Source organism: Microbacterium phoenicis, from assembly GCF_047302325.1.
Taxonomy (GTDB): domain Bacteria; phylum Actinomycetota; class Actinomycetes; order Actinomycetales; family Microbacteriaceae; genus Microbacterium.
In genome coordinates, this window is record NZ_CP154849.1 from 2,055,940 (window position 1) to 2,071,280 (window position 15,341).

The 15,341-nt window shown below is 69.5% G+C and carries 16 protein-coding genes and 1 tRNA gene; 7 read left to right on the top strand and 10 right to left on the bottom strand.

Annotated elements, in window-relative coordinates; genetic code table 11:
- Window positions 1-16: 16 nt before the first annotated feature.
- On the top strand, window positions 17-625 hold the full coding sequence (gene rsmD / locus ABCU91_RS10100; RefSeq protein WP_413353574.1) for a 16S rRNA (guanine(966)-N(2))-methyltransferase RsmD: 609 nt from the start codon (window positions 17-19) through the stop codon (window positions 623-625).
- On the opposite strand, the gene thiL is transcribed toward rsmD, so the two are convergent.
- On the bottom strand, window positions 595-1,566 hold the full coding sequence (thiL, locus tag ABCU91_RS10105) for a thiamine-phosphate kinase (protein WP_413353575.1): 972 nt from the start codon (window positions 1,564-1,566) through the stop codon (window positions 595-597). The genes rsmD and thiL overlap by 31 nt on opposite strands.
- Before the next feature lie 22 nt (window positions 1,567-1,588).
- Here thiL and ABCU91_RS10110 point away from each other — a divergent pair, with 22 nt between their 5' ends.
- A complete protein-coding gene (locus ABCU91_RS10110) occupies window positions 1,589-2,065 on the top strand; it encodes a DUF3515 family protein (protein WP_091354006.1) in 477 nt (158 codons plus the stop codon).
- A gap of 6 nt (window positions 2,066-2,071) precedes the next feature.
- Here ABCU91_RS10110 and ABCU91_RS10115 read toward each other — a convergent pair whose 3' ends face one another.
- From ABCU91_RS10115 to leuC, 6 genes are all read right to left on the bottom strand, one after another.
- Window positions 2,072-3,151 carry a D-alanine--D-alanine ligase family protein gene (locus tag ABCU91_RS10115; protein ID WP_091354010.1) on the bottom strand — a complete coding sequence of 360 codons (1,080 nt, stop codon included), beginning with the start codon at window positions 3,149-3,151 and terminating at the stop codon, window positions 2,072-2,074.
- The gene (locus tag ABCU91_RS10120) at window positions 3,051-4,199 is read right to left on the bottom strand and encodes an NAD(P)H-dependent glycerol-3-phosphate dehydrogenase (RefSeq protein ID WP_406924141.1); all 1,149 of its coding nucleotides are present in this window, start codon (window positions 4,197-4,199) and stop codon (window positions 3,051-3,053) included. The genes ABCU91_RS10115 and ABCU91_RS10120 overlap by 101 nt, the downstream gene beginning before the upstream one ends.
- A complete protein-coding gene (locus ABCU91_RS10125) occupies window positions 4,189-4,959 on the bottom strand; it encodes a lysophospholipid acyltransferase family protein (RefSeq protein WP_413353576.1) in 771 nt (256 codons plus the stop codon). The genes ABCU91_RS10120 and ABCU91_RS10125 overlap by 11 nt, the downstream gene beginning before the upstream one ends.
- A complete protein-coding gene (gene murA / locus ABCU91_RS10130; protein ID WP_406924139.1) occupies window positions 4,956-6,320 on the bottom strand; it encodes a UDP-N-acetylglucosamine 1-carboxyvinyltransferase in 1,365 nt (454 codons plus the stop codon). The genes ABCU91_RS10125 and murA overlap by 4 nt, the downstream gene beginning before the upstream one ends.
- Before the next feature lie 66 nt (window positions 6,321-6,386).
- Window positions 6,387-6,983 (bottom strand): 3-isopropylmalate dehydratase small subunit, encoded by a 597-nt coding sequence (leuD, locus tag ABCU91_RS10135; RefSeq protein ID WP_406924138.1) that lies wholly within the window; start codon window positions 6,981-6,983, stop codon window positions 6,387-6,389.
- A gap of 1 nt (window position 6,984) precedes the next feature.
- Entirely contained in the window at window positions 6,985-8,427 is a 1,443-nt protein-coding gene (gene leuC / locus ABCU91_RS10140) for a 3-isopropylmalate dehydratase large subunit (RefSeq protein ID WP_413353577.1), read from the bottom strand.
- A 223-nt stretch (window positions 8,428-8,650) separates the two neighbouring features.
- On the opposite strand from leuC, the gene ABCU91_RS10145 reads away from it, so the two are divergent.
- Window positions 8,651-9,970, top strand: coding sequence for an O-acetylhomoserine aminocarboxypropyltransferase/cysteine synthase family protein (locus ABCU91_RS10145; protein WP_413353578.1), 1,320 nt, complete (start codon window positions 8,651-8,653; stop codon window positions 9,968-9,970).
- The gene (locus tag ABCU91_RS10150) at window positions 9,967-11,277 is read left to right on the top strand and encodes an LLM class flavin-dependent oxidoreductase (protein WP_413353579.1); all 1,311 of its coding nucleotides are present in this window, start codon (window positions 9,967-9,969) and stop codon (window positions 11,275-11,277) included. The genes ABCU91_RS10145 and ABCU91_RS10150 overlap by 4 nt, the downstream gene beginning before the upstream one ends.
- Before the next feature lie 9 nt (window positions 11,278-11,286).
- On the opposite strand, the gene ABCU91_RS10155 is transcribed toward ABCU91_RS10150, so the two are convergent.
- Window positions 11,287-12,381 (bottom strand): TerC family protein, encoded by a 1,095-nt coding sequence (locus tag ABCU91_RS10155; protein WP_413353580.1) that lies wholly within the window; start codon window positions 12,379-12,381, stop codon window positions 11,287-11,289.
- Window positions 12,382-12,485: 104 nt separating this feature from the next.
- On the opposite strand from ABCU91_RS10155, the gene ABCU91_RS10160 reads away from it, so the two are divergent.
- Together ABCU91_RS10160 and ABCU91_RS10165 are read left to right on the top strand one after the other, a co-directional pair.
- Window positions 12,486-13,046 (top strand): RNA polymerase sigma factor, encoded by a 561-nt coding sequence (locus ABCU91_RS10160; RefSeq protein ID WP_413353581.1) that lies wholly within the window; start codon window positions 12,486-12,488, stop codon window positions 13,044-13,046.
- Entirely contained in the window at window positions 13,043-14,104 is a 1,062-nt protein-coding gene (locus tag ABCU91_RS10165) for a DUF4349 domain-containing protein (protein WP_413353582.1), read from the top strand. The genes ABCU91_RS10160 and ABCU91_RS10165 overlap by 4 nt, the downstream gene beginning before the upstream one ends.
- Before the next feature lie 57 nt (window positions 14,105-14,161).
- Here ABCU91_RS10165 and ABCU91_RS10170 read toward each other — a convergent pair.
- Window positions 14,162-14,234: transfer RNA gene (locus ABCU91_RS10170), tRNA-Glu, on the bottom strand.
- Between the two features lie 115 nt (window positions 14,235-14,349).
- On the opposite strand from ABCU91_RS10170, the gene ABCU91_RS10175 reads away from it, so the two are divergent.
- A complete protein-coding gene (locus tag ABCU91_RS10175) occupies window positions 14,350-14,988 on the top strand; it encodes an MBL fold metallo-hydrolase (RefSeq protein WP_406924132.1) in 639 nt (212 codons plus the stop codon).
- 72 nt (window positions 14,989-15,060) lie between these two features.
- Here the strand turns inward: ABCU91_RS10175 and ABCU91_RS10180 are convergent, their stop codons facing one another.
- Entirely contained in the window at window positions 15,061-15,330 is a 270-nt protein-coding gene (locus ABCU91_RS10180) for an HPr family phosphocarrier protein (protein ID WP_018188079.1), read from the bottom strand.
- Window positions 15,331-15,341 lie beyond the last annotated feature (11 nt).

A 15,341-nucleotide genomic window follows, 5' to 3' on the forward strand; every position in this document is an offset into this window, starting at 1 on the left:
CCGACGCGGATATCGTGTGGGGGTGACGAGGATCATCGCCGGTGACGCCGGGTCGCTCCCGCTGGCCGTGCCGAGCGCGGGCACGCGACCGACGAGCGAACGTGTGCGCGAATCGCTGTTCGGTGCGCTGGAGTCCGCCGGCCTCGTCGACGGTGCGGCCGTCCTGGACCTGTTCGCGGGTTCGGGCGCGCTCGGCCTCGAAGCGGTCAGTCGGGGCGCGGCGTCGGCCGACCTCGTCGAGCGCGCGCCGCGCGCGGCATCCGTCATCGAACGGAACGTCCGCGCCGTCGCGCGGAGCCTTCCGGGACGACGGCTGACGGTGCACCGCTCCGCCGCGGACGCATTCCTCCGGAGCGGAGCGTCGTCGTTCGACCTCGTGTTCGTGGACCCGCCGTACGACATGACGGATGCCGAGGTGTCCACGACCCTCGCGCTCCTCACCCCTCGACTCACCGCTTCCGCGGTGGTCGTCGTCGAGCGCGCCACACGGTCCGGCGAACCGGATGTGCCCGCCGGCCTGGTGGCGGGGCGCGCGAAGAAGTACGGCGACACGACGCTCTGGTGGCTCAGCCCCGCGGATCCCGCGGCCGCTCCTCACCCGAGCGCCGAGTCCCAATCGACGTAGGGGTCCCACCCGCCCCGGGCCGACGGAACCACGCCGTCAACGAGGACGGCGGCTTCCGAACGCTCGCGGACATGCCCGATGACGTCGAAGCCGCGCGGGGCGGACCCCGCCGGGAAACACGCGAGGAGCGCGTGATCCTCCCCGCCCGTGAGGGCATCGTCGTCGAGACCTGTGTCGATGGAGATCGTCACCCCCGACGCGTCCGCGATCCGCGACGCATCGAGCAGGAGACCGTCGGAGACGTCCATGAGCGCCGTCGCGCCCGCCCGGGCGGCCATCACACCGAGCTCCACGGGCGGCCGCGGACGCAACTGCGCCTCGAGGTCGTGCCGATCGGCGACCGACAGCACATCGTCATCGATGGGAAGAGGGATGCCGTCGGCATCCCGGAACCGGTCGAAAAGGATGCGCAAGCCTCGAGCCGCCGCACCCAGCTCGCCCGCCACCGCGACCTCGTCGCCGGGACGCGCCCCGGACCGGCGGACCGGTTCCACGCCGTCGAGGACGCCGAGGGCGGTGACGGCGACGGTGAGCGTCTCGGACACGGTGAGGTCGCCCCCTTCGACGGCGCAGCCCGGTGCGAGCTCGGCGAGGGCGTCGCGGAAGCCGGTGGCCAGCGCATCGACGAACGCGGCGGGAAGCGAGTCCGGGAGCGCGAGGGCGACGAGGAGCGCCGTCGGCCGTGCCCCCATCGCGGCGACGTCGGCGACGTTCACCGCAGCCGATTTGAATCCGAGGTCGTACGGGGACGTCCAGGCGAGCCGGAAGTCGGGCCCGTGGACGAGCGTGTCGGTCGTGGCGACGACGCGTCCGCCGGGGACCGCGAGGACGGCTGCGTCGTCGCCGGGGCCAACCTCGGCACGCGATGCCGGGCCGAGCACGCGAAGGATCCGGGCCAGCAGCTCCCTCTCGGACACGTCGCGCACACGGAGCTCACCCATGCGTCCACGGTAGCCTGGAGCGATGCCCCGAACCCGCTCGTCCGCTGCGCTCGCCTTGCTCGTGGCGGGAACGGCCGTCCTGTCCGGGTGCTCCGGGACGGTCGCCGTCGACACCCCTCCGCAGGCCGAGGATCCGCGCTGCGCGCAGGTCATGGTCCGGCTGCCGGACGTCCTCGAGGACCAGCAGCGGCGGTGGACCGATGCGCAGTCGACCGCGGCGTGGGGCGAGCCGACGACGGTGCAGTTCGCCTGCGGAGTGCAGCCGCTCGGACCGACCACCCTGCCGTGCTTCACCGTCGACGGCGTCGACTGGGTCGTCGACGACTCGAAGGCGCCGCTCTACCGGATCACCACATACGGCCGGGTGCCCGCCGCGGAGCTCATCCTGGACTACGACGTCGTCTCGTCGAGCGGTCCCGTCTCCGCCCTCAGCCGACTCATCACGAAGCGGTTCGAGACGACAGCGAAGTGCGTCGCGCCGACAGAGACGCAGCCCTGACCGGGGTCAGCGCGCGAGCTCGACGAGTTCCGTGATGAGGTCCGGGTAGCTGAGGCCGCTCTGGATCCAGCACGTCGGGAACATCGAGATCGGCGTGAAACCGGGCATCGTGTTCACCTCGTTCACGAAGAACTCGGATCCCGTGTAGAAGAAGTCGACGCGGGACAGTCCCTGTCCGCCGACGGCTTCGAATGCCTGGGCGGCGATGCGCTGCATCTCGCGGAGTTCGCCGTCGTGCAGCTCCGCAGGGCAGACGAGATCGATACCCGGGGCACCGAGATACTTCGCCTCGAAGTCGTAGAAGTCCCGACCGCTGACGACGATCTCGCCCGCGACGCTGACACGGGGCTCCGCTCCGTCGCGGCCCTGCAGGACGCCGCACTCCACCTCGCGACCCGAGACAGCCTGCTCGACGAGGACGCTCGTGTCCTCATCGAAGGCGGTGTCGAGGGCGGCATCCAACTCGCTCCATTCGGAGACCTTCGACACCCCGACGCTCGATCCCGCACGAGCGGGTTTCACGAAGACCGGCAGACCGAGGGCGCGGATGCGGCGACGCCACAGGTCGTCGTCGCGCTCCAGTGCCGCACGCGTCACCGTCACCCACGGGACCACGGGGACGCCGGCGGCGCGCAGGACGCTCTTGGTCGTGTGCTTGTCCATGCCGATCGCGGACATGAGGAGCCCCGCTCCGACGTAGGGCAGGTCGAGGAGCTCGAGGAACCCCTGCACCGTGCCGTCCTCGCCGAACCGGCCGTGGAGGATGGGGAAGACCACGTCGATGTCGCCGAGATCTTCAACGGTCCCATCGGGACGACGGACCGAGAGCGTGCGTGTCGCCGTGGAATCCGGCCAGACGATGCGAGTGCCGTTGTCGACGACCTCGGGAAGCCGCTCGGGGTTCAGCGCGAACTTGTCGGGGTCGTCCTCCTCGAGGACGAAAGCGCCGTCGCGGGTGATGCCGACGGGGATGACCCGGTAGCGCTCACGATCGATCGCGCGCAGCACCCCGCCCGCCGTGGCGGAACTGATCGAGTGCTCGCTGGAACGCCCGCCGAAGAGCAGAACCACTACCGCCTGAACCATTCTGAGTCCTCTCCTCCGTGGGCTCATCGTCATCCGTCGTCAGGTGCGGAGCGATGTCACGGGGGTTCATCGTGCCGTCGAGCACCATCTTGACCTGCTCGACGATGGGCATCTGGATGCCGGCTGCCCGCGCCAGCTGAAGGACGGGAGCGACGGAGGCGAGGCCTTCGGCCGTCTGGTCCATCTGCTTCACGACCTCGGTGAAGCTGTATCCCTGTCCGAGCAGGCGGCCGGCCGTGTTGTTGCGGCTGAGGGGCGACTGGCACGTCGCGATCAGGTCGCCGAGACCGGCGAGTCCCTGCAGCGTCTCGGGCTGAGCGCCCTGCGCGACGGCGAAGTCCGTCATCTCCACGAGACCTCGGGTGATGATCGACGCCTTCGTGTTCTCGCCGTAGCCAACCCCGTCGACGATCCCGATCGCGACGGCGATGAGGTTCTTCAGCACACCGCCGAACTCGGTGCCGATCACGTCGGTGTTGACGAAGGTGCGGAAGTAGCCGTTGCGCGCGACGCGGGCGACGGCTTCAGCGGTCTCCTGGCTGGAGGACGAGATGACTGCGGCGGTGGGCTGCTGGCGCGCGATCTCCAGGGCGAGGTTGGGCCCCGAGGCGACGGCGATGCGGGCGGGATCGCAACGGAGCTCTTCTTCGAGCACCTGACTCATGCGGAGCCCGGTCTTCTTCTCCACGCCCTTCATGAGGGAGACGATCGGAGCGTCGCTGTTGCCGAGCAACGGGCGGACGCCCTTCAGGTTCTGCCGCAGTGCCTGGCTCGAGATCGCGATGTAGACCTGAGTCGCACCGTCGAGCGCCTCCGCGAGATGGTGGGTCGCCGACAGCCCGCGGGGCAGGTTGATGCCCGGGAGGTACTGCGTGTTGCGCTTGCCCTCGCGGATCTCGTGCGCGAGCTCTGCTCGACGTGCCCACATCATGACGTCGGCGCCACCGTCTGCGAGGACCTTGCCGAAGGTCGTCCCCCAACTCCCGGAACCGAGAACGGCGACGCGAGGAGCGACGACGTCGCGGCGCGGCGATTCCCTAGGAGTCAAGACGCCCCGTCTCGTTCTGCCCGTGCTTGGCCGGGTTCCACCGCTCTGGAGGAGGCTCCTCGCCTCGAAGGCGGCCCAGGAGGATCGAGATGTCGCGCATGACGGCATCCGTCGCGGCGGCGAGGGTGGCGGGCGTCGTGTCGGTGAAAGCGGTCAGATCGACGGGAGGGCCGACGAGGACGCGCACACGGCGACGCGGCGGCCACAGCCGAAGACGGCCGTACCGCGGCAGGATCTCCTGCACGCCCCACGTCGCGACGGGGATCACCGGCAGCGTCCGGCCTGCGGCGAGGGCGAGCCGGATGGCGCCCGTCTTGCCGCGCATCGGCCACATGTCGGGGTCCCGTGTGAGCGAGCCCTCCGGGTAGACGATGACGCCGCGCTGCGCGGCCACGAGGGCGTTCGACTGCGCGAGCGTCTGCGTCGCAGCTGCCGAGTTCGACGCCCGTGCGACGGGGATCATGCCGGTCGCACGCAGCAGAGCGCCCAGTACGGGGACCTTGAAGAGGCTCTCCTTCGCCATGAAGCGCGGAGCGCGGCCCATGCGCCAGGTCGCGACCGCGATGATCACGGGGTCGAACTCGCTGTAGTGGTTGGGTGCCAGGACGTACGCGCCCTCGAGCGGCAGATTCTCCGCGCCCTCGATCTCGATCCTCGCGAACCACCCCGTGGCCGGCACGACAATCATGGCGGCGGGCCAGAACACGCTGGGGCTCGTCTTCTCCGCCGACGCGCGGCGACGCGGGCTCACCCGGGTCACTCCGTGACGTCGAAGTCGGCGCCGAGATCGGTGAGCTTCTCGAGGAACTTCTCGTACCCCCGGCGGATGATCCCGATGTTGCGGACGGTCGACTCGCCCTCGGCGGCGAGGGCCGCGATCACGTACGAGTACCCACCCCGGAGGTCGGGCACGACGACGTCGGCGCCGCGGAGCGGAGTCGGCCCGTTGATGACGGCCGCCTGCTCGAGCGCGCGTCGGGGGACGCGCCGCTCGGAGCTCGCGATGCCGTCGGGGTGAACGACGATGTCGGCGCCCATCTGGACGAGGGCGCGCGTGAAGCCGAGCCGGTTCTCGTAGACGGTCTCGTGGACGACGGACTCGCCCTCGGCCTGCGTCAGAGCGACGATGAGCGGCTGCTGCCAATCGGTCATGAAGCCGGGGTGGACGTCGGTTTCGACCATGACGGGCTTGAGTGCGCCGCCGCGACGGAAGCGGATGCCGTCCTCGGCGATGTCGAAGTCGCCGCCGACCTTGCGGAAGACGTTGAGGAAGGTCAGCATCTCCTGCTGCTTGGCACCGCCGACGAAGATGTCGCCGTCAGTCGCTAGGGCAGCGGCGGCCCACGAGGCCGCCTCGTTGCGGTCGAAGATCGCCCGGTGGTCGTAGCCGCGGAGCGACTCGACACCCTCGATGAAGATGACCCGATTGGGCTCGTAGGAGATGATCGCGCCCATCTTCTGCAGGACGGCGATCAGATCCATGATCTCGGGCTCGATGGCCGCGTTCCGAAGCTCGGTGGTGCCCTTCGCCCGGACCGCGGTGAGCAGCACCTGCTCGGTCGCACCGACGCTGGGGTACGGAAGCTCGATGTTCGCGCCGTGCAGGCCACCGGGTGCCGAGAGACGGATGCCGCTGGGCAGCTTGTCGACGATGGCACCGAACGAGCGGAGGGCATCGAGGTGGAAGTCGATCGGGCGGTCGCCGATGCGGCATCCGCCGAGGTCCGGGATGAACGCCTGACCCAGCAGGTGCAGCAGGGGGCCGCAGAAGAGGATCGGGATGCGGGAGGCACCGGCGTGCGCGTCGATCTCCTCCATGTGCGCTGAGACGGCGCCACTCGGGTCGAGTCGGAGGACACCTTCCTCGAGGTCCTCGACGCGGACGCCGTGGACCTCGAGGAGCGAACGCACGACGTGGACATCGCTGATGTCCGGCACGTCTCGGAGGATGCTGGCGGTCTCACCCAGGAGGGCGGCGACCATCGCCTTGGTGGCGAGGTTCTTCGCCCCCTTCACCTCGACGCGGCCCCGCAGCGGTCGGCCGCCGCGGATCCGGAGCGTCTGACCGGTGTTTCCGCCGCTGGCGGGCGTCGACGCGGAGTCGCTGAGAAGTGTGTTCATGGGTGGGACCTCATTACTGGTGTCGTGGAAGCGTGGTCCGGCCCCGTTGTGCGGGGCGCTGGCCGATCAGCGGACGGGGAGCGTCCGCGGCCGCCACGCCTCGCGGCGCGCCTCGAACTGCGCGATCTGATCTTCGCTGCGCAGCGTGAGCCCGATGTCGTCGAGCCCTTCGAGAAGCCGCCACCTAGTGTAATCGTCGATGTCGAAGGAGGCCTGGAGGTCGCCGACCTCCACTCTCCGTGTCTCGAGGTCGACGGTGATCTCCCGCCCGGGCTCGGCCTCGAGCGCAGCCCAGATCGCCTCGAGGACGTCCTCGGTGACGACGCCTGTGACCAGGCCTTGCTTGCCCGAGTTGCCGCGGAAGATGTCCGCGAACTTCGTGCTGAGGACGACACGGAAGCCATAGTCGCGAAGCGCCCAGACCGCGTGCTCGCGACTCGAGCCCGTGCCGAAGTCAGGGCCCGCCACAAGGACGGAACCGCCGCGGTAGGCCTCCTGGTTGAGGATGAACGCGGGGTCCTGACGCCAGTTGGCGAACAGCGCGTCCTCGAAACCCGTCTTGGTGACGCGCTTGAGGTAGACGGCGGGGATGATTTGGTCCGTGTCGACGGCGGAGCGCTTCAGGGGCACGCCGACGCCGGTGTGGCGAGTGAACTTCTCCATGTCAGGCCTCCGTCAGGGTCAGTGCGTCGAGATCGCTGGGGCTCGCGAGGCGGCCGAGGACGGCCGTCGCCGCGGCGACCAGGGGTGACACGAGATGTGTGCGACCGCCCTTGCCCTGCCGGCCCTCGAAGTTGCGGTTACTCGTCGAGGCGCATCGCTCCCCCGGCGCCAGCTGGTCGGGGTTCATGCCGAGGCACATCGAGCAACCGGCGAAGCGCCACTCCGCTCCGAAGTCGGTGAAGACCTTGTCGAGCCCCTCGGCCTCGGCCTCGAGGCGCACCCGGGCGGAGCCCGGAACCACCATCACCCGGACGCCCGGGGCCTTCGCCCGACCCTGCACGATCGACGCGAACTGACGGAGGTCCTCGATGCGGCTGTTCGTGCACGAGCCCATGAAGACGGCATCCACCGACACGTCCTTCAGCGCCGTCCCCGGAGCGAGGTCCATGTACTCGAGGGCGCGTTCGGCGGCTGCGCGCTCATTGGGGTCGGTCATCTGCTCGGGGTTCGGGATGACGCCGCTCAGCGACACCCCCTGACCGGGGTTCGTCCCCCACGTGACGAAGGGCTCGAGCTCGTCGGCATCGAGGAAGACCTCAGCGTCGTAGACCGCCCCCTCGTCGGAGGGCAGTGTCCGCCAATAGGCGACCGCGTCGTCCCAGTCCGCGCCCTGGGGGGCGTGCGGCTTGCCCTTGACGTACGCGAAGGTCGTCTCGTCGGGGGCGATCATGCCGGCGCGGGCGCCCGCCTCGATCGACATGTTGCAGATCGTCATGCGCCCCTCCATCGAGAGGGAGCGGATGGCGGATCCGCGGAACTCCAGGACGTAGCCCTGACCGCCGTTGGCACCGATCTTGGCGATGATCGCGAGGATGATGTCCTTCGCGCTCACACCGGGCTTCAGCGTCCCCTCGACGGTGATCGCCATCGTCTTGAAGGGTTTGAGCGGGAGCGTCTGCGTCGCGAGGACGTGCTCCACCTCGCTCGTGCCGATGCCGAAGGCCATGGCTCCGAACGCGCCGTGCGTGGAGGTGTGCGAATCGCCGCAGACGACCGTGATGCCGGGCATGGTCAGACCCAGCTGGGGCCCCACGACGTGGACGATGCCCTGCTCCTTGTCGCCCAGCGAATGCAGGCGGACGCCGAACTCCTCGGCGTTGCGCCGGAGGGTCTCGATCTGGGTCCGGCTCGTGAGGTCGGCGATCGGCTTGTCGATCTCGAGGGTCGGCGTGTTGTGGTCCTCGGTCGCGATGGTGAGGTCGAGGCGACGCACGGGGCGCCCTTCGGCGCGGAGCCCGTCGAAGGCCTGCGGGCTCGTCACCTCGTGCACGAGGTGGAGGTCGATGTAGATGAGGTCGGGGCTGCCGTCCTCACCCTTCACGACGAGGTGGTCGTCCCACACCTTCTCGGCGAGGGTCCGCGGACGGTCGGGAATCGTGCTCATGATGTCTCCTGATGTCGGATGGCGCCCGCGACAGCCTCCGCGACGAGAGAGGGCTCAGAACGAGGTCTCGTCGCGGCCGATAAGGAGTCGAGCGGTCCGCACGGCGCCAGACTATCACCGGCGCGGCCGGACCCGCGTGGCCGCTGCCCGTAACACCGCGTCTCACGACGATCGCCGCGCGCGGGGCCGTGGCACTGTGTCGGTCTGAGGACAGGAGAGCCGCATGACCGAACGAGCCCCCGGCGGATTCACGACGCGTCAGGTGCACATCGGGGCGGATGCCGCACCGGCGACGCCGCGCGCCCTCCCCATCCACCTCACCGCCGGTTTCACGTTCGACTCCTTCGACGACGCCGCCGCGCACTTCGGTTCGGGCGACGGGTTCGGCTACTCGCGCACCGGCAACCCGACGGTCGATGCCGTCGAGCGGAAGCTCGCATCCCTCGAGGGCGGGGCCGAGGCGCTCCTCGTCGCCTCCGGCCAAGCAGCGATCGCGGTCGCCCTCCTCGGTCTGGTCGAGTCCGGTTCGCACATCGTCAGCTCGACGCACATCTACGAAGGCACGCGCGGCCTCCTCCTCGACAACCTCGCCCGCCTCGGGATCGAGACGACGTTCGTCGACGACATCGCTGATCCGGATGCCTGGCGTCGCGCGATCCGGCCCGAGACCCGCGTGCTGTTCGGCGAGTCGATCGCGAACGCACGGAACGACGTCCTGGACGTCGCGGCCATCGCGGCCGTGGGCGAAGCCGCCGGCATCCCGCTGATCGTCGACAACACATTCGCGACTCCCTACCTCCTGCGTCCTCTCGAGCACGGCGCCGCGATCGTCGTGCACTCGGCGAGCAAGTTCCTGTCGGGCCACGGATCCGTCCTGGGCGGAGTCGTCGTCGACGACGGCCGGTTCGACGGCGCGCGTGCGGGCCGCCTGTTCCCCCATCTCGCGCGGCGCGGTCCCGACGGCTCCCCCAGCCCGTGGGAACGCCACGCGGGGCGCGCGCGCATCGCGCACCTCCGAGAGAGCGTCGCCCCGCGGTACGGTCCGACGCCGTCCCCGCTGACGGCGTTCTTCGTGGGTCAGGGAATCGAGACGCTCAGCCTCCGCGTGCAGCGTCAGTCCGAGAACGCACTCGCCGTCGCGCGCTGGCTCGATGCCCGCCCCGACGTCGCAGCGGTCGACTACGCCGGCCTGCCGACGCATCCCACCCATCACCTCGCGCGGACCTACCTGAGCGGTGGATACGGCTCCGTCTTCGCCGTGACCCTGCGGGGCGGTCTGGCTGCGGCGCGGGCGTTCATCGAGGAGCTCTCGGTCATCACACATATGACCCACCTGGGAGACGTACGCTCGCTCGTCCTGCACCCCGCGACGACCAGTCACGCACGCCGGTCACCGGAGCAGCGGACGCAGCACGGCGTCCACCCGGGGACGGTCCGGCTCTCGGTGGGCATCGAGGACGTCGATGACCTCATCGGCGATCTCGCGCGGGGACTGCGGGCCGCGGCATCCGTCACCGAACCCGATGTGGCGGTCGTGGCGTGAGCCGTCCGCAGCACTTCGGCTGGTTCCTCGCCCGCGGATTCGGACCGCACGGCTGGGGCCATCCGTACCTCGACTGGGACTACGACTGGACCTCGCCCGCCCTGTACCAGCAGGCGGCGCGCACCCTCGAACAGGCCGGATTCGACCTGCTCATCATCGAGGACGCACCCTCGCTCGGCTCGGCCGCGACGATCGACCTGCGGGTGCGGCAGGCCTTCGGCGGGCCGAAGCTCGACCCCCTCCTGCTCGCGCCGTACCTGTTCGCTGCCACCGAGCACATCGGGATCGTCCCCACCGTCAACCCGGCGGCGACCCTGCCGTACACCGCTGCCCGTCAGTTCGCGACGCTGCAGCACCTGAGCGGGCATCGGCTCGGCCTCAACGTCGTCACCGACACCGGCAGCGCGCGCCACTTCGGGACGGCGCCGCAGCTCGGTCACGACGCCGCGTACGACCGCGCCGAGGAATGGATGTCGGCGGTCACCGCCCTGTGGCGGAGCTGGCCCCAGGGCGCTCTGATCGCAGACCCCGCCACGGGTCGCTACGCGGACGGCTCGCTGTTGGAACCGACCGTGCACCGGGGCGAGTACTACTCCTTCGACGGGCCGCTGAACGCGATCCCCTTCGCTCAGGGCGAGCCCGTCATCGTCTCGCCGGGCGGATCGGCGCGCGGTCTCGGCTTCGCCGGAGCGAACTCCGACGTGCAGCTCGCGCTGGCGCCGATGACAGAGGAATCGGTGCGGTCGTACCGCGCGCGTATCCACGAGGCGGCCGCCGCCGCCGGGCGCTCGCCCGACGACATCACGATCCTGTTCGCCATCCAGCCGGTCGTCGTGTCCTCACCGGAAGAGGCCGACCGGCTGGTGGCCGCGTCGCAGCATCCCGACGACAGGACGCTGCGGGCGATCGCCGAACGACAATCGAGCGACCTCGAGACCGACCTGACCGCACTCGACCTGGACCGCCCCATCGACCGAGGGATCTTCGGCGAGCACGTCTCCCACGGCAGCATCCGCCGTCTCATCGGGGATCACGACGACGATGCGCCGTTGCGCACGATCCTCACCGCGCACGCTCGGCTCGGCCGCCTCCGAGACGGGTCCGGCTGGGTGGGAACCGCCGCCGAGCTGGCCGACCGCATCGAGGAGTACGGCACGTGGGGCAACGACGGCGTGCTCCTCTGGGGCGACCTGCATCCCGTCACCGTGCACCGCACGCTGGACGAGCTGGTGCCGATCCTGCGGCGCCGCGGCATCCTCCGCCGCGAGTACGACGACACCCTGCGGAAGAACCTCCGACCGTTCTGACGGGTGCGCTCAGCGCGACGTGTTGCCGTCCGACGGGTGCGGGTCGACGGTGCGGGGAGTGCCCTGCTCTTCGGCGACGTCCTCCGCATGGCGGACCGGCGTGGGACCCGTCGCTGGCACGGGCTCCCGCAGTCCCTCGCGGCGCGCGGCGACGAGGCTGGCGACCGTCGCGACGGCCATCGACCCGACGATGACGCCGAGCGACACCCACGTCGAGATCTCGGGCGCCCATTCGACGTGCTCGCCGCCGTTGATGAAGGGCAGCTCGTTCTCGTGCAGGGCGTGGAGGACGAGCTTCACGCCGATGAAGGCGAGGATGAACGCGATGCCGAAGTGGAGGTACTTGAGTCGGTCCAGCAGCCCTCCGAGCAGGAAGTAGAGCTGGCGGAGCCCCATGAGCGCGAAGATGTTCGCCGTGAAGACGATGAAGGCGCTCTGCGTGATGCCGAAGATCGCCGGGATCGAGTCGATCGCGAACAGCAGGTCGGTCATGCCGAGTGCCGCGAACACGATGATCATCGGAGTGAAGACCTTCTTGCCGTCGATGACGGTGCGCACCTTCGCGCCGTCGTACTCCTCGCTGACCTTCATGCGGCGACGGAGCAGGCGGACCAGGAAGCTCTCCTTCTTCTCCTCGTCCTCGTCGTCGTCACCGTCGAAAGCCTGCTTCCAAGCGGTGTAGATGAGGAAGGCGCCGAAGATGTAGAAGACCCAGCTGAACTGCTCGATGATGGCCGCGCCGAGGAGGATGAAGATGCCTCGGAGGATCAGCGCGATGATGATGCCCACCATCAGCACCTTCTGCTGCGCGGCGCGCGGCACCGAGAACTGGCTCATGATCAGGACGAACACGAACAGGTTGTCGATGGAGAGGCTGTACTCGGTCAGCCATCCCGCGACGAACTGCCCCGCGTACTCCCCGTTCGTGACGACGAGCATCAGCAGCGCGAACAGCAGGGCGAGCGCGACGTAGAACACGACCCAGAGGGTGGATTCCTTCGTCGACGGGACGTGCGGGCGCTTGATGATCAACAGCAGGTCGGCGACGAGGATGAGCGTCAGACCAACGAGCGAGCCGACCTCGAACCAGAGGGGGAGCTCCATGGGGGCCTTTCATGCGGGGGCGACCCTAAGAGTACCTTTCGAGATGTCTGAGACGATCCCCGAAGTGGCGACACTCCCCCAGCGACAGAACGAACGAGGATGCCATGGCCGACCCGCTCGCGAAGAGTGACGCGGACCTGGTGGCAGCCGCCGCGAGCGGCGACCAGCAGGCCTTCCGCGAGCTCTATCGCGCGTACGCGCGGCCGGTCTATTGGCTCGCCCACGGCCTCCTCGGCGACACATCGGATGCGGAGGACGTCATGCAGGAGACCTTCCTGGTCGCGTGGCGGCGCCTGCCGACGCTCGATCTCGTCAGCGACTCGCTTCTGCCCTGGCTCGTCACGATCTGCCGGTTCCAAAGCGCGAACAGGATGCGGCGGCAGCGGCGCGACCGCGTGAACACCGACGCCGCGGCGGACGAGACGATCCCCGCGACCGTCGACGTCGAGGATCAGGTCATCGGTTCCGCGCTCGCCGAGCGCGTCGTCGCCGAGCTCGGAACGCTCTCGGCCCTCGATCAGCAGATCTTCCGGCTCTGCGCCACGGAGGGGTACGCCTACGCCGCTGCGGCCGATGAGTTGGGCATCTCGCACGCCGTCGTCCGCAACCGCCTCTCGCGGGTCCGTACCCGGTTGCGGACCGCCCTGGGAACGGAGGGATCATGACTCCGGACGACATCGCCCTTCCCACCCTCACCCGGACCCGGCAGGACGAGATCGAGCGCGCGCTGTTCGCCGAGATCGCGGAAACCACGCGCCCGGCTCAGAAAGCCACGGGCCGTCGGCGTCGGCGCGGGTGGGCATACGCCGGAGCGGCGGCGGCCGTCATCGTGGTCGCCGGCTTCATCGGTCCTGTCCTCGCGAACGGGGTCGGCACCGGCTCTGCCGGGTCCCTGGCGGACGGTGCCGCCTCCGAGGAGTCGATGACACGCCCCGATGACGGGGGCGGCGAGATGAGCGGCGGCACGCAGGTGAACGGCGGGAGCCAGGACGTCGAGGATTCCGGCGCAGCGACGACCTCCGTCGGCGAGAGAGCCGTGATCGCTCGTGCCGAAGCCCGCCTCGAGGCCGAGGACCCCGCCGACGCCACAGATGAGATCGCGACGAGGGCTCAGGCATCCGGGGGCTACGTGGAATCCCTGAACGTCAGCAACGTGACGACGGGAGGCACGACGGGATCAGACGACGCCCGCGTCACGGTGCGCGTCCCGGCGTCGGACCTCGCGGAGTTCCTTCGCGACCTCGACGAGCTCGGCGCCGTCGGCGCGACCGACATCTCGCGGGATGACGTCACCGCCGAGACGACGGATCTGCGCGCCCGGATCGCGTCGCTCGAGACGTCCGCGGAGCGCCTTCGGGTACTGATCTCGGAGGCCGCGACCACGGCGGACGTCCTCGCGGCTGAGGACGCCCTGGCGCGACGTCAGGCCGAGCTCGATTCGCTGCGGGCCCAGGAGAAGGCTTTCTCGGACGACGTCGCGCTGTCGAGCGCGACGATCACGATCTCTCGACCCGGCCAGTCGGTGGCCGCCGAACCGGAAGGTTTCGGTGACGGTCTCGCCACCGGGTGGAACGCCCTCCTCGTGACCCTCAACGGCGTCGTGATTGGGCTGGGATTCCTCCTCCCCTGGCTCGCGGTCGCCGCCGTCGTCATCGTCATCGTGCGCGCGGCACGGCGCGCACGACGGAACCGGCGCGCGAGGGCCACGACCGAAGAGTCGTGACGCAGCGCCGCAACGACGAAACCCCCGACCTGATGGTCGGGGGTTTCGTCATCTGTGTGACCCCAGCGGGATTCGAACCCGCGTTACCGCCGTGAGAGGGCGGCGTACTAGGCCGCTATACGATGGGGCCGTACTTTTTCGTTCCCTCCCTGCGGAGGCAACCGTTCAATTATGCACGACGTTCACAGTCGTGCAAAATCGGCGCGCCCTTGCCAATGACCGCGCGTCCTGAGTTGACTGGATGCATGCGCGTTACGAAGCACGAACATGCCTGCCTCCGCCTCGACAGCGAGGGGAAGACCCTTCTCATCGATCCGGGTTCGTTCACCCTCCCCCTCGACGATCTGGGCAACCTGGTCGGTGTCGTCCTCACCCACGAGCACCCCGACCACTGGACTCCCGCCCAGCTCGACGCGATCCGATCGCAGGCGCCCACGGTGCCGGTGTTCGGGCCGGCTGGGGTGGCGGCCGCGGCATCCGACTACGACGTCACGACGGTGGCAGTCGGGGACGAGGTCGAGATCGGTCCGTTCCGGCTGCGGTTCTTCGGCGGGACGCACTCCGTGATCCATGAATCGATCCCGGTCATCGACAACCTCGGCGTCCTCGTCAATGACGAGTTCTACTACCCCGGCGACTCGTACGCCGTCCCCGAGGGCGTCGACGTCGGGCTTCTCGCCGCGCCCGTCGGAGCGCCCTGGCTGAAGATCGGCGAGGCGATCGACTACGTCCTCGCCGTGAAGCCCCGCCGCGCGTTCGGCACCCACGACATGACGCTGTCGCGCGCCGGGCTCGCGATGCACCGCGACCGCCTCAAGTGGGCGACCGAGCAGAACGGCGGCGAGTTCCTCGAACTCGAACCGGGAGAGTCGGCCGACCTCTGATCGGACACGACAGAATGACGGATGCCGCGGGGCTTTCGCTCCGCGGCATCCGTCATTCGTGGGGGTCGAGACTCACTCGGCGTCGTGGTCCGTCTCGATGAAGGCGACGAGCTTGTCGAGCGCCTCGTCGGCGCCCTCGCCCTCGGCCTTGAGCGTCACGACAGTGCCCTGCGTCGCGCCCAGACCCATGAGGGTGAGGATGCTGCCGGCGTTCTGGTCGGGACCGCCGGGCACGGCGATCGTGACGGGCACACCCGTCTCCTTGACCGCCTGCACGAAGAGCTTTGCGGGGCGGGCGTGCAGTCCAGAGCTGCTCGCGACGGTTGCGGTCCGTTCGGCCATGGTGGTTCTTC